Annotated in this window: 20 protein-coding genes and 2 tRNA genes; all 22 read left to right on the forward strand. The window is 61.6% G+C overall.

The window, feature by feature from the left end; all coding sequences use genetic code 11:
• Positions 1 to 120: 120 nt before the first annotated feature.
• Positions 121 to 780: a Flp pilus assembly protein CpaB gene (gene cpaB, locus AAA138_RS00540; protein ID WP_225094195.1), complete on the forward strand. Its 660-nt coding sequence runs from the start codon at positions 121 to 123 to the stop codon at positions 778 to 780.
• Entirely contained in the window at positions 780 to 2,429 is a 1,650-nt protein-coding gene (locus tag AAA138_RS00545; RefSeq protein WP_225094196.1) for a P-loop NTPase, read from the forward strand. Before cpaB ends, AAA138_RS00545 begins: the two co-directional genes overlap by 1 nt.
• On the forward strand, positions 2,426 to 3,754 hold the full coding sequence (locus tag AAA138_RS00550) for an ATPase, T2SS/T4P/T4SS family (protein WP_349089164.1): 1,329 nt from the start codon (positions 2,426 to 2,428) through the stop codon (positions 3,752 to 3,754). Before AAA138_RS00545 ends, AAA138_RS00550 begins: the two co-directional genes overlap by 4 nt.
• On the forward strand, positions 3,727 to 4,653 hold the full coding sequence (locus AAA138_RS00555; RefSeq protein ID WP_349089165.1) for a type II secretion system F family protein: 927 nt from the start codon (positions 3,727 to 3,729) through the stop codon (positions 4,651 to 4,653). Before AAA138_RS00550 ends, AAA138_RS00555 begins: the two co-directional genes overlap by 28 nt.
• Entirely contained in the window at positions 4,650 to 5,291 is a 642-nt protein-coding gene (locus tag AAA138_RS00560; protein WP_225094199.1) for a type II secretion system F family protein, read from the forward strand. Before AAA138_RS00555 ends, AAA138_RS00560 begins: the two co-directional genes overlap by 4 nt.
• Positions 5,292 to 5,301: 10 nt before the next feature.
• Positions 5,302 to 5,535, forward strand: a complete 234-nt coding sequence (locus tag AAA138_RS00565) for a hypothetical protein (RefSeq protein ID WP_225094200.1) — start codon at positions 5,302 to 5,304, stop codon at positions 5,533 to 5,535.
• A 137-nt stretch (positions 5,536 to 5,672) separates the two neighbouring features.
• Positions 5,673 to 6,062 carry a hypothetical protein gene (locus AAA138_RS00570; RefSeq protein ID WP_349089166.1) on the forward strand — a complete coding sequence of 130 codons (390 nt, stop codon included), beginning with the start codon at positions 5,673 to 5,675 and terminating at the stop codon, positions 6,060 to 6,062.
• A gap of 1 nt (position 6,063) precedes the next feature.
• Positions 6,064 to 6,282, forward strand: coding sequence for a hypothetical protein (locus AAA138_RS00575; RefSeq protein ID WP_225094202.1), 219 nt, complete (start codon positions 6,064 to 6,066; stop codon positions 6,280 to 6,282).
• On the forward strand, positions 6,257 to 6,757 hold the full coding sequence (locus tag AAA138_RS00580; RefSeq protein ID WP_225094203.1) for a TadE family protein: 501 nt from the start codon (positions 6,257 to 6,259) through the stop codon (positions 6,755 to 6,757). The genes AAA138_RS00575 and AAA138_RS00580 overlap by 26 nt, the downstream gene beginning before the upstream one ends.
• On the forward strand, positions 6,729 to 8,894 hold the full coding sequence (locus tag AAA138_RS00585; protein ID WP_349089167.1) for a hypothetical protein: 2,166 nt from the start codon (positions 6,729 to 6,731) through the stop codon (positions 8,892 to 8,894). Before AAA138_RS00580 ends, AAA138_RS00585 begins: the two co-directional genes overlap by 29 nt.
• Entirely contained in the window at positions 8,894 to 9,370 is a 477-nt protein-coding gene (locus tag AAA138_RS00590) for a hypothetical protein (RefSeq protein WP_225094205.1), read from the forward strand. Before AAA138_RS00585 ends, AAA138_RS00590 begins: the two co-directional genes overlap by 1 nt.
• On the forward strand, positions 9,346 to 9,726 hold the full coding sequence (locus tag AAA138_RS00595; RefSeq protein ID WP_349089168.1) for a DUF192 domain-containing protein: 381 nt from the start codon (positions 9,346 to 9,348) through the stop codon (positions 9,724 to 9,726). Before AAA138_RS00590 ends, AAA138_RS00595 begins: the two co-directional genes overlap by 25 nt.
• Before the next feature lie 156 nt (positions 9,727 to 9,882).
• Positions 9,883 to 9,955: transfer RNA gene (locus tag AAA138_RS00600), tRNA-Phe, on the forward strand.
• A 434-nt stretch (positions 9,956 to 10,389) separates the two neighbouring features.
• On the forward strand, positions 10,390 to 11,451 hold the full coding sequence (locus AAA138_RS00605; protein ID WP_271737150.1) for a cellulase family glycosylhydrolase: 1,062 nt from the start codon (positions 10,390 to 10,392) through the stop codon (positions 11,449 to 11,451).
• Between the two features lie 6 nt (positions 11,452 to 11,457).
• Positions 11,458 to 12,336: a 16S rRNA (cytidine(1402)-2'-O)-methyltransferase gene (rsmI, locus tag AAA138_RS00610; protein WP_349089169.1), complete on the forward strand. Its 879-nt coding sequence runs from the start codon at positions 11,458 to 11,460 to the stop codon at positions 12,334 to 12,336.
• Positions 12,337 to 12,405: 69 nt separating this feature from the next.
• A complete protein-coding gene (gene metG / locus AAA138_RS00615) occupies positions 12,406 to 14,007 on the forward strand; it encodes a methionine--tRNA ligase (protein ID WP_195521629.1) in 1,602 nt (533 codons plus the stop codon).
• 107 nt (positions 14,008 to 14,114) lie between these two features.
• Positions 14,115 to 14,975: a 16S rRNA (adenine(1518)-N(6)/adenine(1519)-N(6))-dimethyltransferase RsmA gene (gene rsmA / locus AAA138_RS00620; protein WP_195364292.1), complete on the forward strand. Its 861-nt coding sequence runs from the start codon at positions 14,115 to 14,117 to the stop codon at positions 14,973 to 14,975.
• The gene (locus AAA138_RS00625) at positions 14,965 to 15,882 is read left to right on the forward strand and encodes a TatD family hydrolase (protein WP_349089170.1); all 918 of its coding nucleotides are present in this window, start codon (positions 14,965 to 14,967) and stop codon (positions 15,880 to 15,882) included. The genes rsmA and AAA138_RS00625 overlap by 11 nt, the downstream gene beginning before the upstream one ends.
• A 43-nt stretch (positions 15,883 to 15,925) precedes the next feature.
• A tRNA-Leu gene (locus tag AAA138_RS00630) sits at positions 15,926 to 16,012 on the forward strand.
• 578 nt (positions 16,013 to 16,590) lie between these two features.
• Complete coding sequence (locus tag AAA138_RS00635; protein ID WP_118256237.1) at positions 16,591 to 17,529, forward strand: SPFH domain-containing protein; 939 nt, start codon at positions 16,591 to 16,593, stop codon at positions 17,527 to 17,529.
• Positions 17,530 to 17,535: 6 nt separating this feature from the next.
• Complete coding sequence (rlmH, locus tag AAA138_RS00640) at positions 17,536 to 18,006, forward strand: 23S rRNA (pseudouridine(1915)-N(3))-methyltransferase RlmH (RefSeq protein ID WP_349089171.1); 471 nt, start codon at positions 17,536 to 17,538, stop codon at positions 18,004 to 18,006.
• A gap of 73 nt (positions 18,007 to 18,079) precedes the next feature.
• Positions 18,080 to 18,850, forward strand: a complete 771-nt coding sequence (gene proC, locus AAA138_RS00645) for a pyrroline-5-carboxylate reductase (protein ID WP_349089172.1) — start codon at positions 18,080 to 18,082, stop codon at positions 18,848 to 18,850.
• Positions 18,851 to 18,958 lie beyond the last annotated feature (108 nt).

Consider the following 18,958-nt stretch of genomic DNA (forward strand, 5'->3'; position numbering starts at 1 on the left):
TTTGGTCAGCAATTGGTTTGACACGTAAAACCAAGATCGCGATTGCGCCGCTTTGCGCCCTGGTCGCCCAGACAATGGTGGTACGGGCATTTGCCCGGCACCGCCAAGAGAGGAGCGGCCGTGAACAAGAGCAAGCGCATCGCCATCAGTCTGGTCGCGGGCGTGCTTGCCGCGGCGCTCTGCATGGTCTACGGCTCGTCGATCCGCTCGCAAGCCGAGCGGGCCCAGGCCGAGACGTTGGCAAAATACGGCGGCGACCGCGTTGAGGTGTGCGTCGCGGCGCGCGATATCGATGCGGGCGAGACCCTCGACGAGACTAATGTCATAACTCAGGAATGGCTGGCGAGTCAGTTGCCGCGTGATGCGGCGACCGAGCTGCGTCAGGTGCGCGGCGACGTGACGACCTCGCGCATTCCTAAAAACGCCGTGATTTGCAATGTCTACACCAAGGCCGAGAGCCACAAGCTCGAGGTGCCTAAAGGCAAGGTTGCCGTTTCGGTGGCGGTCGATGCCGAGCACTCGGTCGGCGGCGCTACGGGCGTGGGCAGCTATGTGGACGTGTACGTGCAAAAAGATGGCGTGACCGATCGTTTGTGCGGCGCGTACGTGATCGATACCAGCGAAGATGCCGGCACCACGCGTGAAGGCAAGATCGAGTGGGTGACGCTGGCGGCAGACCCCGAAGACGTCAAGGAATTGCTGGGAGCCTCGGGAAAGGGAACGGTCAGCTTGACGATTCCCGCCACGGCGCGCGGCAAAAAGAGCGGAGGCGACGAGTGATGAAGGCGATCTGGCTTGCGTGCTGCGCGTGCGGTGATTACGGGCTGCTACAGCAGGAAGTCGAGGGCCGCGATGTGGGCGCGCAGGTACTTCGCGTGGGCGACCTGGACGGGCTGGTATCCATGGCGCGGGCGTTTCCGTCGCGCCGCGGTGCCGCCATCATCGCGGCGTCTCTGTTCGATACCGAAGACGTGCGGAAGACCGTTGCACGCCTGACGGCCGAGGGCCGTGTGAGTCGCGTCGTCGTGTTGATCGAGACGCTCGACCCGTCGGATATCGAAGGGCTGTTTCGCGCGGGGGCGACCGAGGTCATCGCTGCGCACAGCTTGTGCGGCAACGGGCTCGCGGGCGAGGGAACGGTTGATTCCGATCGGCGCATGACGATTGAGCCCGATGCTTTTGTTGATAGGGAACCCGGGGCGCCTCGCGCTACAAGAGGCCCGCGTGTTGATGAATATGGAAAAGCGGAAGCCGAGCATGGTCGGCGCCCCCGGGACCCCCTTGCATACGATGACGCTGGAAGGCCGGTACCGTATGGCGATGACGTTCTGGCTGAAGATATGGGATACGTGCACGGCGTAAATCTGGCCGATGAACTCGACGAGATCGAGGGTTTTGCCGGGGCTGGCGAGCCGTGTGCCGCTGCGTCTTTGGCTTCGGAGCCGCAGCCCGGGCAGCCTGCCATGCCGGCTTGGGCTCAGCGCGTGACCGCGGCGGGGGAGACGGGGATGTTATCGCCCGCGTTCGTGTCGCCGGTTCCTGCACCGTCAGCCCCCGCGCCGTCGGCGGACGCTTCGATTCCGTCGCGTCGGGCGCCGGTCGTCTGCGCCGTCTCGGGTTCGGGCGGTTGCGGCAAGTCGACGATCGTTGCCACCATGGCGCATGCGGCATCGCTGTTGGGTTTGCGTGCCGCTGTGCTCGACTTGGACCTCATGTTTGGAAACCTATACGATTTGCTGGGTGTCGATGCCCCGCACGATATGGCGACGCTTGTCGAGCCGTCGGCGGCGGGCGCACTTGCCGAGCCGGATATCGTGGCCGCATCGATGCGCGTCGCCCCGGGCGTCACGCTCTGGGGACCTGTCGCGGCCCCCGAGAAGGCCGAGCTCATGGCACGTCCGGTGGAGCTATTGCTCGATGTTTTGCGTCGCGAATCCGACGTGGTCTTTGTCGACACCTCGGTCTTTTGGGGTGATGCCGTGGCCGCCGCGGTGGCGGCGAGCGACCGTTGCCTGGTCGTAGGCGATGCGGCGGTATCGTCCGCGACATCCACTTCGCGCGTCATTGAGCTGGCGAGCCGTGTTGGCGTGCCACGCACGCGCATGAGCGCCGTGTTCAACCGGTTTGGTGCGCGCGGTGCCGACGAGGACGTCGCCATGCGCTTCGAGATCGCCTGCGCACTGAGCTCCAAGATCCGCATTGCCGATGGCGGTCAGGACTTGGTCGCGCTCATGGCATTCGGTCGCGCCGACGAGGCAGTGGGTCAGACGAGTGCTTTTGCGACCAGCGTGCGCGAGGCCACGCGCGAGATGCTCGTGGAGCTGGGCTGCGCCGTCGGTCCCTGGAGCGATATGGTCGCCGACCGCGCGACCCGCACCGAGCGCCCGCGCATCCGTCTTCCCTGGTCGCGTGAGGGTGATTCGCGATGAGTCTGCAGACGAGGATTAAAGCCGCCGGCGCGGCCGCCGCGGCTGCCCCCGTTGATGCGGGACGCCGCCGTGCCGTTAAACGCCGCACCAAGCGTGCGGTGATGGACCGCATGGGCTACGACGAGGTGGCGCGCATCAGTGCCTACGTCGACCCGGCCCTTGCCCGCTCTGAGCTACGTCCGGCGGTGGAAGCGGCGCTCAACGTGGAAGAGTCGACCGACTTGGCGACGCCTGAGCGTGAGACCATCATTGACGAGATTCTAGATGACGTGGTGGGCCTGGGACCGCTGCAGCCGCTCATCGAGGACGACACCGTTACCGAAATCATGATCAACGGCTGTCGCTCTGCCTTTTTTGAGCGCAGTGGCGTTTTGTATCCCATCGAGCACGCGTTTGAGGACGACGAGCAGATCCGTGTGCTCATCGACCGCATCATCTCGCCGCTCGGCCGTCGTATTGACGAGCGTAGCCCCATCGTCAACGCCCGCCTCAAGACGGGTTATCGCGTCAACGCGGTGATTCCACCCGTGGCGATTGACGGGCCAATCCTCACCATTCGTAAGTTCTCGGACCGTATCTGTTCGTTGGACGAGCTTGTGGGGTTGGGGTCACTGCCGCTTTGGTATGCGCAGCTGCTGTCGTGCGCGGTGTCGTTGCGGCAGGACTTGGCGGTTGCGGGAGGCACGGGGTCGGGCAAGACCACGCTGCTCAACGCGCTGTCGTGCGAGATTTCCACCGGCGAGCGCATCGTGACGATCGAGGATTCCGCCGAGCTCAAGTTTGCACATCACCCACACGTTGTCCGTCTGGAGGCGCGTGAGGCGTCAATCGAGGGCGAGGGTGCGGTGACGATTCGCGACCTGGTGACCAATGCTCTGCGTATGCGCCCCGATCGCATCGTCGTGGGCGAGGTGCGCGGTGCCGAGTGCTGCGACATGCTGCAGGCCATGAACACGGGCCACGACGGCTCGCTCACCACGCTCCATGCGGGCACCGAGCAGGAGACCGTGGTTCGCCTGACGCTGCTTGCGCGCTACGGCATCGATTTGCCGAGTGAGCTTATCGAAGAGCAGATCGCCATGGCGCTCGACGGCATCGTGATGTCCGAGCGTCATGCAGATGGCAGGCGCTTTGTGGCCTCATATTCGGGGGTTCACCGCGGCGCGTCGGGCGGTGTTGAGCTCGAACGCTACGTGACGTTCGATGCCGCCGAACGCACCTGGACGCTCGACCGCGAGCCGCCGTTTATTGCGGAGGGCTTGCGGTCGGGAACGCTCACGCAAGAGGAGGTGGACGAATGGAGATCGCTATGCCCCTCGTCGTAGGGGGTTTGGCGGGGCTTTCTGTCGCGACGGCGTGTGGGGTAGAGCCTCGTGTGCCGCGGATGCCGCCGGCGGAGCTGGCGCGCCAGACGCTCGAATCGATGGCGGAGAAACTGCCCCGTGAGTTGGCGGAAAACGACCTGCTGACAAAGATTGCCCGCTCGTGGGCGTCGCTGATCCCCGCAGATCGCCTTGGGCTTGCTATTGAGGATAACGCGGCTCGTCTGGCATTTCTGCTGCTGTCGAGCGGTATCTGCAGCGTTTTGCTGGCCGTTACGTCGTTGTCGCCCATCGGCTTTGTCTTGGGGCTGGTGGCGCCGTTTGGCGTGGGCGCCGCGCGTGACACCTTCGATCGCCGACGCGAACAGCATGATGTAGAAGAGGCCATGCCCGAGGCATTCACAGCGTTATCCATGTCGCTTGCCTCGGGGCATTCGCTGGCACAGGGTATGCGCTTTGTGGGCGCCCATGCGCAAGAGCCGGTGCATACCGAGTTTTTGCGGGTGGCGGCGGCAATCGATTGCGGTATCTCGGCGACCGACGCACTCGATGACCTACTCGTTCGCATCGATGCTCCCGGCCTTTCGCTTGTCACCTTGGCGCTCAAAGTATCGCAGCGTACCGGGGCTCCGCTTGCCGGCTTGCTGTCCGAGGCGTCGAGCATGGTGGGTGAGCGCATTGAGCTCAAACGCCGTCTGGACGTTAAGACGTCACAGGCGCGTATGTCGGCACACATGGTCGCGGCGATGCCGGCGGGCATGTGCGCGGTGCTGGCTTTGCTTTCGGCAGACTTTCGTCGCGGTCTTGCGACGCCGGCTGGTGCGGGCGCCGTGGTACTGGGACTTGCCCTCAACGTCGTTGCCCTGGTAGTTATCCGGCGCATTATGCGGGTGGAGCTATGAGCGCCCTGGTCGGGGCCGCGGCTTGTCTGTGTGCCCTGAGTGTATTTGCCGCGACAGGTTTGGAGCGTGCGGATGCTTGCAAGATTGCAGAGACGTGCAAGCGTGAAGCGGTACTGGTCATTGCTGCGGGCTACTCGGTGATTGATACCCTGACTGCGCGAATGAAGGGCGCGATTGGGGCGGGCGGCCCGGCGCGGGTGTCGCTCGGTGAGGTGTCCGAGATGATCGACGTGGTGCGCCTGGGTCTTTCTGCCGGCCTTTCGTTTGACGCGGCGCTCGAGATTTTCTGTGCCAATCGTCGGTCGGTGCTGGCCGTTCGTCTTGAACGAGCTTGCATGGCGTGGCAGGTGGGCGTGGGGACGCGCGAGGCCGAGCTGTTGGCTGCCGCGCGTGATTTGGACGTGAGGGCGCTCGAGACCTTTGCCATCACGGTGGGGCAGGCGCTTGCGCTGGGCGCCCCGCTGGCCGAGACGCTGGCTGCTCAAAGTCGCGAGATCCGTGCGGCCCATCGCGCCGCAGTCGAGCGCGAGATCGAGCGCGCGCCGGTCAAGTTGCTGATTCCCACCGGCACGCTCATCTTGCCGGCGTTGCTTCTGTCCATATTGGGCCCGCTGCTGGGAGCAGGCGGGATGATGTAGGGAGGAATACATGAACACGATGACCGACATTGCGGGCAAGGCTTGGAGCTGGGCATTTTGCCGGGCAATCCGCGCTCGCCAGCGTGCCAAGGCGCTGTTGCGGGAGGAGAACGCGCAGGGCACTACCGAATACGCCATCTTGGTCGGTGTGCTCGTAGTGATCGCGATTATCGCCATCGTCGCGTTTAAGAGCAAAGTCGAAGAACTATGGAACGCGATCAAAGACGGCATCAACAGCCTGTAGGAGGCCGGCGGCCTGTTGGTTCGCCGCTGGTGCTCGTCTGTTTGCTCGTGGCAATAGCGGTGACGCTTTGGGGGCTGGGTGTTGCGCGACAGCAGCGTCCAGGCGCTACTGCCGATTTGGGATCGGGTTCGGCGGCGGTGTCACAAGCGGAAGGCGCGCAAGATTCGAGCGGTCAGAATGCCGCCGTCACGGCTCGTACCTTTTTGCAGGCGCTCGACGAGCGGGCCGCCAGCGCGACGGAGCCGTCTGCAGACAACGCGATCGCGGTTCGACTCGCATGGTCCGAGGACCGGCCGATGACCGAGGCGGCGGCAGACCTGTTGCGCGCCTACCGTGAGGTGCCCACGGCCCAGCTCGCCCTGAGCGGCTATCTCGATATTAAGGGCAACGTATGGGGCGCCATCGTGCGCGATGGGAGAGGCTGGGTCGACATGGTGACGGTTGCCGCGGATGCCGGCGATGCCTCGTGCCGCCTGCGTGCCGTGCGTCTGGTTCCGCAAACAACGGAGTCAAAGGAGGGGTCGTGAAATGCATGGTGTCCTGTGTGAGGAATCTGCTCAGTCGACCGTCGAATACGCCATCGTCACCGTGGCGCTGTTATCGATTGTGCTGGCGATTGCGGGGCTTTGGCGCGCTGGCACCGATGGGCGCTTGGCGGCACTGGTCGAGCGGGCAGCGTCTCATGGCGTCGCCCCATCGTCGGTTATCGATGCCGCGACGGGTGCCAAGGACATCGCTCTGTATTGATATCGCGTGCGAGGATCGGGCGCAATCTACGGTCGAGGCCGCCTTTTTGCTGCCGACGTTTTTGACACTTATCTTGCTCGCGTTGCAGCCGGTGTGCCTGCTCTATACGCGTGCGGTCATGGAGTCTGCCGCCGCCGAGACCGCGCGGCTTATGACCACGACGACGGTGGAGGACGACGATGACCTTAAGGAGTTCACTCGCCGCAGACTTGCCGCGGTGCCCAACGTCTCGATTTTTCATGCCGGCGGGCCGCTGTCGTGGGATATCGAGTTGGGGCGGGCCGGTGCCGGTGGCGTTTCGTCCGTGTCTGTTGCCGGCGAGGTTAAGCCGCTGCCCGTGATCGGTGCATTTGTGCAGGCCATGGGCAGTGCGGGTGAGGGCGGCTATGTCGAGCTCAAGGTCGACGTCTCGTATCGATCGCGTCCCGAATGGCTGGAGGGAGATTATGATTCATGGATTGCTGCATGGGATTAGGCGCTGCCTGCTGCGGGCGACGCAAGGGCTTGCGGCCCGCCGTCGACCAGGCGCTCGCCGCAAGCGGGGCGGCTTTATGGGCCGCGCCGGTATCGACTTGTTTATCGAAGACGGCGCCTATACCACGCTCTCCTCTGCGGTTGTCATTCTGGTGGTGCTTACGCTGCTGTTTTCGTCGACCGCGGCGATATGGAGTATGTCGCGCGCCGGAGACACCCAGGTGGCGGCCGATAGCGGTGCACTGGCGGGCGCCAACGTGGTGTCGTCCTATCACACAGCCGCCACGGTGGTCGATGCGAGCATTTTGAGTTTGGGCCTGGCGGGGTTTGCCACGATCGGCACCGGCTTGGTTGCCATTCTCATTCCGGGCGCCGAGGTTGTCGGCAGCGATATCATCGATACGGGAACCCAGATCATTAAAACGCGTAACAAGTTTGCTAAAAGCGCGGCAAAGGGCCTGCAAAAGATCGAGACCGCCTTGCCGTACCTGGTTGCCGCGCGCGCCATGCAGGCAGTATCGGCGCAGGATACCGACGGCGTGACCTATACCGGTACGGCGCTCGCCGTGCCCAGGACATCCGAGTCGGATTTTGTTGCGCTCGAAGGGTCCGAGATTTCGACCGATGCCATTAAAGATGCATCGGAAGATTTGGAACGCGCGGCCGAGGAGCTGCAAAAAGCATCGGAGGAGACGGCGAAGGCCAAAGAGCGCGCCTGGCTAGCGGATTGCGGTGGGTCGGATAAAGGTTCGGTCGGCAGCTGTTCGTGTATGTGGGAGCGCGCAAAAAGCCTAACGGATCTCTCCGGTGTTCAAAATCCGCATTACTCATCGAGCGTTACGTGGGAGCCCCAAGTGGCGCTCAATCGCTCGAAGGACTACTACCATCGGCGTCTGGCAAGCGAGAAGCCCCAAGGCTCGAGTGTCGAGATGAAGGCAGAGTCTGCGGCGCGTAAGGCGTTTTATACCTATGCGAGTGCGGAGGTCGATCGGGCATATATAACTGAGAACGGAGACAGGGTTTCCTCCTATATTCCGCTGCTGCCGCGCAACTCTGATGAGGTTCGGGCGACGGAACTCTATACCGATGCGGTGTGGCCGACGAGCATGAACGATGACAAGGCGTATCTGCATTACGGGACGACCTGCCCTAACTATAAGAAAGGAACGCCGAGCGGATTTGCTTCGGTTGCCGATTACGATGGGCAGGATAAATGCAGCAAATGCCATTTTGGCGTTTCGTCGCTTGGTGCTGTTGCGGCGCCTTCAACCTCTATCGAAAACGGCTTCGAGTATCACTTTGACAAGTTTAAAGACGCCCTGGAGGACTACGTCGACTGTCGCAACAAGGAACTCGAACTCGAGCGTCAGACCGAGGACGAAGCCGACCGTGCGGGCAATGCGTTCGATACCGCCATCAAAGAACTATCCGGTGAGCGTCCGCGCATCGCCCCGCCCGGTCGCAACGGCGTGGTCGCCTTTGCGGTCTCGGGCGCCATCTCCAGTCCCGACGAGCTCAACTCTTCGTTTAGCACGGCAGTCGAGCTTGGCGATCGTGGTGCAATTTCTGCTGCAGTACTCGCACCCGATGATGCGACGGCACAAAATAACGTTCTCTCGCGGTTTTTCTCGACGCTGGAGGAGCGTTCGGGCGGCGTTGCCGGCGTGCTCGACGGTGTTATGGATGTTTGGGGCCGCCTGCTTGTGGGGTACGGAGACATCCAGGGTGCGGCCGACGAGCTTATGGGAGAGCTGATCGGTGGCTTGGGAGGGGGTAGCGGCGCGTTGGGCTCCATCGCGTCCTGGCTCGGTGACACCGTCTCGTCCTCCGTGGCGGCGCTGGGGCTCGAACCGTGCGATTTGCGTCTGCGAAAACCGGTGCTGACCGATACCGCCAATGTCATCAAAAGTCCGGGGTCCGATATCGCAGGCATCTCCAAAACTCAAGATACCCTGCGAAAAATCCCCTTGGGCGTGACTGACCCCAAGGCACTTTGCGAGGCCTTGGAATATCACGTCGAGCGCACCATCAGCAGCGCGGTGTTCACGCTTGCGGAGATCCCGCTGCCCGGTGGCCGCTCCATCCCGCTCACTGTCGATGTTGCCACGCTGGTGGGAGCTTTTGGCGGTGGGTCGTAATGGGCATTCGCGCGGGCTTGCGCGAGGAGCGTGCCCAGGCGACGGTCGAGATGGCCGTGGTCACGCCTGTCCTGCTCGTGCTGGCTCTCGTCGCGTACAACGTCATGATCTTTGCAGGCGCGGTCGCGCGCTTCGACCGCGTGGTGCCCGACATCGTGCTTGCGCACGCTGTGGCGCCGGGCGGGGAGGGTGACGAGAGCTCCATTGACGCTTCCGCGACCGTTCAAGCTCAGATTCAGGATGCCATGGAGGGATATGACCTACAGGTCGAGGTCTCGAGCGAGCAAGGCACGGCGTCATCGGATGGTAGTCTGCTCTCTCTTTCTGGCACGTTTAGGACCTATACCTGCACCATGCACTACGAGCCGTGGCCGAGTTTGCTGAGCATCGCCGGCGTTTCCCTGGGGGCGCCGGCCGTGCTCACGCATGAACGTGCGGTGACGGTCGATCCATGGCGTCCGGGGGTGGTCATGTGACCGCGGTCTCGTCCTATATCGCCTACGCGCGGGCGCTCAACAGGTTGGGTTGGACGCCGGCCGAGTTTGTGGTGGCGGAGTCGTTTACCGTGCGTCTGCGCGGCATGCTGGGACGGCGGCCAATTGCCGCCAGCGGACTGCCGCTTGTCATGGCGTTTCCGCGCTGTTCCTCGGTTCACACCTGCTTTATGGCCTATCCCATCGACATTGCCTTTATCGATCGCAGCGGCAATGTCCTCGCATGCTACGAAAACGTACGCCCTTGGCGTATGTGTTCCTGTCCCGGTGCCTGGGCGGCACTCGAACGCCCTTCAATCCTCACCTCGCCCTCCGTCTTTCAACGAGTGCCGGCTTAAGGGACTGAGTGAAAACTTCTTGCGGCCGGCTGATGTCTCTGACGTGCCGATTTATAGAACCGAGGCTATGCTCAAAAATTTTTTTAAAATTCTCGGTTGACCGGAGCGTGTCCTTGGTTATACTAATCAAGCCTTGAAACAAGGCACACCTCAAATGGCTGGGTAGCTCAGTTGGTAGAGCAGAGGACTGAAAATCCTCGTGTCAGGGGTTCGATTCCCTTCCCCGCCACCTTGAATTGACTAGGACCTCTGCAAAGGGGTCCTTTTCTTTTATGTGGCCCCCACGCGGAATCGAACCCCGTGAGGGCGCGGAGCTGAGTAAACGCGTGAGCGTTTGCCAGCGCAGCTCGCAAGGCGCGGAAGCGCCGCAGCGGTCCGCACGCGCGGAGCGCGGGCGCGATTCCCTTCCCCGCCACCTTGAATTGACTAGGACCTCTGCAAAGGGGTCCTTTTCTTTTACCGAGGGCTCCTGCGGAAACTGCATCCCGGAATTTGGCTTCAGAGCGGGATGCGCGGATTCCGCCCGCCCGGACATTTCTCCCACTTTTGCGCCACTTTGTAGACCGTTCGGTCGCCTGTCCGCACGCGCGGGTATACTCAAAACGATACTTTTCCTATGCAATACGATGCAGGTTCGGCCTGCGCGATTCGAAGGGGGCCGTGATGGAGAGGATTCTCGGCGTTAATCTCTCTGGCTGGTTTATTCCCGAGCCCTGGGTGACCCCGTCGCTCTATGCAGCGACCGGAGCATCCAATGCAGCCGAGCTGCAGGAGGCCATGGGCACCGCTGCCTATAACGAGCGCATGCGTCGCCATTACGAGACGTTTGTGAGTGAGGACGATTTTCGCCGTATGGCGCAGATCGGTCTCAACGCCGTGCGCCTGCCGGTGCCGTGGTATGCCTTTGGTTCGCAGGAGTCTGACGCTTCCTACATCTCGGTCGTCGATTATATCGACCGTGCTATTGAGTGGGCCGACAAGTACAACATCCGCGTACTGCTCGATCTGGCGACGGTGCCGGGCGGCCAGGGCGATTCCAACGATTCGCCCACGACGCCGGAAGTCGTCGCTGAGTGGCATTCGTCCACCAATGGCCGTCACGTTGCGCTCGATGTGCTCGAGCGCCTGGCCGATCGCTACGGCGAGGCCGAGAGCCTGCTAGGCATCGAGCTGTTGGATACGCCGCAGATGAGCGTACGCAAGAGCCTCTTTACCATGACGGACGGTATTCCGGCGCACTACCTGCGCAACTTCTATCGCGATGCCTACGAGCTCGTCCGTTCGTATATGCCCGAGGATAAGATCGTCGTCTTTTCCTCTTCGGGACACCCCGGCGAGTGGAAGCACTTTATGCGCGGTGCCAAGTACAAGAACGTCTACATGGACCTTCACCTGTACCATTACCGCGACGAGTATGCGCTCGACATCACGAGCCCCCGCGGTCTGACGACGGCGATTTCGCGCAACAAGCGTGAGCTCAAGGAGGCAATCTCGACCGGATTCCCCGTTTTGGTGGGTGAATGGTCGGGTGCGGCGATTTTTGCCAACTCATCGGTTACGCCCGAGGGCCGCAATGCCTACGAGCGCGTGTTCATCGCCAACCAGCTGGCATCGTTTGCGCCGGCTGCCGGTTGGTTCTTCCAAACGTGGAAGACCGAGAAGCGTATTGCAGCATGGGACGCCCGCGCGGCACTCGGCACGCTCGAGCGCGGCATGATTGAATAGGTTGATATGACGCAAAACAGCGCCCGCACGGGCAAACTTTATGTGGTCGGTACGCCCATCGGTAACCTGGGCGACTTGTCTCCGCGCGTCGGCGAGGCATTTGCCGCCGCCGATGCCATCTGCTGCGAGGACACGCGTGTGACCTCAAAGTTGCTGATGCACCTAGGCATCTCCAAGCCGCTCGTTCGTTGCGACGAGAACGTGATCGCAAGTCGCGCAGCCGGCCTGGTCGACCGCCTGCTGGCGGGGGAGACCCTCGCCTTTGCCTCAGACGCCGGTATGCCGAGTGTGTCTGATCCCGGCCAGGCTTTGGTTGAGGCGGCGCGCGAGGCGGATGTGCCTGTCGAGGTTATTCCCGGCCCCTCTGCTTGCGTCACGGCGCTCGTGTCGTCCGGTATTCCCTGCGAGCATTTCTTCTTCGAAGGCTTTTTGGGTCGCAAGCACGGCGACCGCGTGCGCCGACTGCAGCGCCTTGCCGTCGTCCCCGGCGCGCTCATCTTCTACGAGTCTCCACATCGCATCGTGGCGACGCTCGAGGCCGTGGCGGAGGTCTTTCCCCAGCGTGAGGTTGCCGTCTGTCGCGAGCTCACCAAACTGCACGAGGAAGTCTTGCGTGGATCTGCCGCCCAGCTAACCGAGGAGCTGCGTGCCCGTGGCGAGGTAAAGGGCGAGATTGCGCTGGTCATCGCGCCGCCGAGTGAGGACGAGGATGCCGGTATCGCGCCCGTTGGAGCCGCGGCAGCGGATCCCGACGAAGCCCTGCGTGAGGACATTCGCACCGCGCTCGAGGAGGGGGAGCCCGCCTCCGCGGTGGCAAAGCGCCTGTCACAGAAGTACTCGCGCCGCAAGCGCGATGTCTATGCCATGGTGCTCGATATGCAATAGATGGAGGATATCCAGCCCTTGCGCTAGAATCATCCCCTGTATGCAACGTTTTTCTGGAGGACAAACCCCATGGATCAAAGCAAGCCTTCGTTCTTTATCACGACGCCCATCTACTACGTCAACGCCGATCCGCATCTGGGCACGGCTTATTCCACCATCATCGCCGACGTCCAGGCTCGCTATCGTCGCTCCGCCGGCTATAACGTCAAGTTCCTGACTGGCATGGACGAGCATGGCGAGAAGGTCGCCGAGGCTGCAGCCAAGCACAACATGACGCCGCAGGAGTGGACCGACAGCCAGGCTCCGCACTTCAAGGAGCTGTGGAGCAAGCTCGAGATCTCCAACGACGACTTCATCCGCACCACCGAGCCGCGCCAGCATCATGCGGTGCAGTATCTGTGGGAGCGCATGAAGGAGTCCGGCTACCTGTATAAGGGCAGTTACGACGGCTGGTACTGCGTGCCCGACGAGACCTACTTTACCGATACACAGGTCCAGAAGGGTGACGAAGAGTACGGCAGCGTCGGCCAACACCTGTGCCCCGATTGCCACCGTCCGCTCGAGCGCGTGCAGGAGGAGTCCTACTTCTTTAAGCTCTCTGCGTTCCAGGACAAGCTGCTCAAGCTCTATGACGAGCACCCCGACTTTGTCGAGCCCGCGTTCCGCATGAACGAGGTGCGCAGCTTTGTCGAAGGCGGCCTCAACGACCTTTCCGTGAGCCGTACGAGCTTTGACTGGGGCATTCAGGTTCCGTTCGACGAGGGTCACGTGACCTACGTGTGGTTCGATGCGCTGCTCAACTATATGACGGCCGTCGGCTACGGTGTCGACACCGACGAGGCCCGTGCCGAGCTGGCCTATCGCTGGCCCGCGCAGTTCCACATCGTGGGCAAGGACATCATCCGCTTCCACTGCGTCATTTGGCCTGCCATGCTCATGGCCATCGGTGAAGCCCTGCCCGAGCACGTCTTTGCCCACGGCTTCCTGACCGTGCGCAACGCCGAGACCGGCAAGGCCGAGAAGATGTCCAAGAGCCGCGGTAACGCCATCGCTCCGCAGGATGTTATCGACATGCTGGGCGTCGAGGGCTATCGCTATTACTTCATGACCGACGTCGTCCCCGGCACCGACGGCGCCATCAGCTTCGATCGCATGGAGCAGGTCTACAACGCCGACCTGGCCAACAGCTGGGGCAACCTCATCTCGCGTTCGCTCAACATGAGCGGCAAGTACTTTGACGGCTGCGCGCCCGCCAAGCCCGCGTCGTTCGATGCGTTCGACAACCCGCTGGCAAAGATTGCCGATGGTCTGGTCGATCGCTACATGGCCAAGATGGACGTGCTCGATTACGGTGGAGCTAAGGACGAGGTCATGGAGCTCATCCATGCTGCCAACCACTACATCGAGGACTCCGAGCCCTGGGCGCTTGCCAAGGACGAGGCCAAGGCTGACGAGCTGGCGTTTGTGATCTACAACCTGCTCGAGGCCATCCGCATTGCCGCTCACCTGCTGATGCCGCTCATGCCCCAGACCTCTGCCGAGGCCCTGCGCCGCCTGTCCTGCGAGGACGAGGCCGCGAGCGACGACCTCAAGGGCATTTGCGCTTGGGGCCTGCTTGCCGGTGGTCAGCCCGTCGAGAAGGGCGAGCCGCTGTTCCCGCGTCTGGGCTAAGCCGCTGCGCGCCATATCGGCAATTTGCTGTTTAGATGTAAGGGCATGGCCGCAACGGTCCATGCCCTTTTGCTTTACGATGCAGCCACCATGTTAAGGAGGCAACCATGACAACTTCGCCTTTGGCAAACCCCACGGCAACTAGGGAGCTGCTAGAGGAGTTTGGCCTTGCGACCAAGCATCGCCTGGGCCAAAACTTCCTGATCGACAACCATGTGATCGAGCGTATCTGTGAGCTCGCTGAGCTTGCGGGCGATGAGCGCGTGCTCGAGGTCGGCCCGGGTTGCGGCACGCTGACGTTGGCCCTGCTGCAGGAGGCGGCGTGCGTTACGTCGATTGAGGCCGATCCCGAGCTTGAGCCGGTGCTTGACGCCCACGCCGCCGACTATGCCAACTTCCGCTTTATCATGGGCGATGCGCTCAAGGTGACGCCGGAGCAGATTGAGCATGCCGCCGGTGGTGAACCCACGGTGTTTGTCGCGAATCTGCCCTATAACGTGGCGGCGACGATCATCCTTCAGTTTTTCCAGACGATGCCCGCGCTTATGCGCGCTGTCGTTATGGTGCAAAAGGAAGTTGCAGATCGTATTGGCGCAACGCCGGGCAACAAGACCTATGGCGGCTACACGGCAAAACTCGGCCTGTATGCGCAGGTGACGGGGCGCTTTGAGGTGCCGCCGCGCTGCTTTATGCCGGCGCCGCATGTGGATTCTGCCGTGGTGCGCATCGATCGCGTTGACGGTATGGTACCCGAGGGCATCGACCGCGAGTTTGTGGCCCGCGTGATCGACGCCGCGTTTGCTCAGCGTCGCAAGACGATTCGCAACTCTATGAGCGCCAACGGCTTTGCCAAGGACGCGCTCGACGCCGCCTTTGAGGCCTGCGGTATCGCACCTACCACGCGCGCCGAGACGCTCGACGTCGCTGCCTTTGTCCGCTTGGCTCAGGAGCTTTCCCATGACGCCTAATGTCGAACGCGTGACGTTTACCAAAAAGAAGAAAACGGTGGCCTGCCCGGTGCCGCTGGCGCCGCTTGCCGATACGCATGCGCACCTGCTCTCTTTTTGGAGCAAGGAAGTGCCCGAGACGCTTGCGCGCGCCAAGGAAGCGGGCATTGACTTGTTGGTGACGGTCTTCGACCCCATTGCCGATAAGCGCAGCGTGGCGGACTATAGCGACTGGCTGGTTCGCGAGATCCTGCCGATGCGGGATATCCCGCAGATCAAGTATCTTGCCGGCGTGCATCCGTATGGCGCACCGGACTATACCGACGACGTTCACGCACAGGTCGTTGCCGCACTCGATGATCCCTTATGCGCCGGTATTGGCGAGATCGGTCTGGACTACCACATGGACTATGACGACGATATCGCGCCGGCGCCCCACGACGTGCAGATCGACTGTATGGCGCGCCAACTCGAGGTCGCCGTACGCCGCAATGTGCCGGTAGAGCTGCATCTGCGTCATGAGGATACGGACGAGGAGCGCACCTCGCATGTGGACGCCTACAACGTGCTGCGCGAGGTGGGCGTGCCTCAGGCCGGTTGCGTGCTGCACTGCTTTGGCGAGGATCGAGCCACGATGGAGCGCTTTGTGGATTTGGGTTGTTACATCGCCTATGGCGGCGCGGCTACCTTTAAGCGCAACGGCGACGTGCGCGAGGCATTCGCGGCAACCCCGCTCGACCGTATTCTGTTCGAGACGGATTGTCCCTATATGGCGCCGGAGCCCATTCGCGGTCTCGAGTGCGAGCCTGCAATGATTTCCATCACAGCAAACACGCTGGTCAATGACCGCGTCGATCGTACCGGCGAGGATGCTGAAGCAGTTGCTCGAGCCGCCTGGGAAAATGCCTGCAAACTTTTTCAAAAATAGTTCTTGCGTTCGCGGTGGCGCTCCGTTATTCTAATTCCTGCACGCGGGCGTGGCGGAATTGGCAGACGCGTACGGTTCAGGTCCGTATGGGGGCAACCCCATGAAGGTTCAAGTCCTTTCGCCCGCACCATTAAATGAAAGAGCTCCCAGCAATGGGAGCTTTTTTGTTATGGGCCCATCGCGGGGACTTGAACCTGCGAAGGAGCGAGCGTAAAGAAAACGCGGAGCGTTTTTAGCGAGCTGGCGAGGGCGCCGGCAGGCGGCCGAAGCCGGTGCGGATCCGCGAAGCGGATGCGCGGACGTCCTTTCGCCCGCACCATTAAATGAAAGAGCTCCCAGCAATGGGGGCTTTTTTTGTTATGGGCCGTTTTTGGCAGATTTGACCTATCGATTTCGCGCGGTAGATGCCCCTGTGGTCAAAAAGTGGCGAATATGAGTACTGGCACGAAAACAGAGACATTTCGCGAAGCCATTTTTGCTCATTTTACGCAACAGATGTACGCTAATTTGGCTCAACCTTGAGACAAAATGAAGTCATTTCGATAGACTTCGGGTTCAAAGAGGCGATTTTGACCCAAATACGCTGTTACTAAACTGGTAACAGTACTCATATTTGGCCTTTTTTGACCATGGGTCCTCTTGTTGGTGTCACACAGCTGCTTCGTGCGGGTATCCTAGTCCCAACGCGTGCCTATCAGAGGAGAAACCATGCTGTTGTCCGGTATCATCGCTGCCCTTACGAGCCTTCTACTTCCCATCATCATTTTGTTGCTACTGCTCCCCAACGCCTGCTATGTCGTTGAACAGCAGCATGCTGTGATCATTGAGCGCCTGGGCAAGTTCAACCGCATCGTCAACGCGGGCTTCCACATGAAGGTGCCCGTAATCGACCGTAAAGCCGCCACGGTGAGTCTGCGCACCATGAAAAACGGTTTTGGCATCGACGTTAAGACCCAGGACAACGTGACTATCGGCCTTGAGGTCTCTGCTCAGTACCACGTGAGCTATGACATGGGCGCCGGCCCGGCAGATTCGGGCATCTACAAGAGCTACTACATGCTGCAGGAGCCCGTCGACCAAATGCGTGACTTCATCACCGATGCCCTGCGCTCTTCCATCCCCGTCTACACGCTCGATGAGGTCTTTGCCAAAAAAGACGATATCGCCAAGGACGTCAACGCCACCGTGTCCGAGCAGATGGCCGCCTACGGCTTTACCCTCGTGTCGACACTTATCACCAAGATCGCGCTGCCGACCGAGGTCGAGAACTCCATGAACGACATCAACGCTGCCCAGCGAAAGCGCGCCGCTGCGCAGGAGCTCGCCGAGGCCGATCGCATCAAGCGCGTTACCGAGGCGACCGCCGAGGCCGAGGCGATGGAAAAGGCAGGCGAAGGCATCGCCAACCAGCGCAAAGCCATCGCGCTGGGCATCAAGGACTCGCTCGAGATTATCCAGGAGACGGGCGTCGGCAACGATGAGGCCAACCAGCTGTTCATGTTTACGCAGTGGTCCGAGATGATGACGGAGTTCGCTCGCACGGGCAAAACCTCGACGGTCGTGCTGCCGAGCGATTTCTCACAGTCGGCCTCGATGTTCGAGCAGATGCTGACCGCCGGCAAAGTTCAGAACGAGTCAAAGGAGTAGACGCGCGTGAAATATACCGTTGTTTGCGTTGGCAAGCTCAAAGAGCGCTTTTGGAAGGACGCGTGCGCCGAATACACCAAACGCCTAGGCGCCTATGCCAAGGTAGATATGCGCGAGGCTGCCGATATCGATCCGGCCAAGGCGGGCGGCGTGGATGCCGCGCGCAACAAAGAAGGCGCGGCGATTCTTGCTGCCCTGCCACCGCGGGCACATGTGATTCTGCTGGCTATCGAGGGCAAGGAGCGTTCGAGCGAGGAGTTCTCGACGCATCTCGATGACCTTATGCTGCGAGGCAACAGCGACATCGCTTTTGTAATCGGCGGATCGGACGGCGTGAGCGATGCCGTGCGCGCCCGCGCCGACGAGATGCTCAGCTTTGGACGCATTACCTTGCCGCACAACCTGGCGCGCGTGGTGCTGCTGGAGCAGATCTACCGCGCCTGCAAGATTAGCCGTGGCGAGCCGTATCACAAGTAGGTCGGCAATGCGAAACAATGGCGTGGGACAATGACTTTCGTTTTGAGGAATGTGTCTGAAAGGACTGTGTGATATGAAGATTGGATTTGTCGGTTTTGGCAATATGGCGAGCGCTATGGCCGATGGCTGGATTGCCGCCGGCGTGGCCGCGGGCGACATGTGCGCCTGCGCAGGCCGCTACGATGCTCTGGTTGAGCGTTGCGAGGCACGGGGCATGGCTGCCTGCCACGATGCGGCGGAGGTTGTTGCCGCGTCCGATATCGTGGTTGCGGCGGTCAAGCCGTACATGATTGAGAAGGTATTCGCCCCGCTCAAGGATGTGCTTGCCGACAAGGTCGTCCTTTCGGTCGCCTGGACCTGGGATAGTGCCAAGTGGGAACAGGTCCTGCCGGGTGTCGCTCATATCTCGACGGTGCCCAACACGCCGGTTTCGGTGGGCGAGGGCGTTATCGCCTGCGAGAAGGCTTCCACGCTTAGCGAAGAGCAGCGTGCCACGGTGCTCGGTCTGCTCGGAAAGCTTGGCACGGTGGTCGAGCTCGATTCGAGTCTGCTGTTTGTGGGCGGTACCGTGGGCGGTTGCGCTCCGGCATTTGTCGCCATGGCAATCGAGGCTCTGGGCGATGCGGCCGTCAAACACGGTATTCCGCGCGCCGATGCCTATCGCATTGTGAGCCAGATGGTGCTGGGTACGGCAAAGCTGCAGCTTGCAACCGGCCAGCATCCCGCAGCGATGAAGGATGCCGTGTGCTCGCCCGGCGGTGCTACCATCAAGGGCGTCGTCGCGCTCGAGGACGCCGGCATGCGCAGCGCCCTAGTCAAGGCCATCGACGCTACTCTCCAGTAAACTGACCAATAAGGGACAGATTCATTTTGCAGGGTTTTCCTGCGGTTTTGTACCTTGAGCAAAAAGCGCCCCGCAACTGGCTCAATTCCAGTTGCGGGGCGCTTGCGT

It is taken from the genome of Collinsella sp. CLA-JM-H32B (assembly GCF_040098065.1).
In the GTDB taxonomy this organism is placed as follows: Bacteria; Actinomycetota; Coriobacteriia; order Coriobacteriales; family Coriobacteriaceae; genus Collinsella.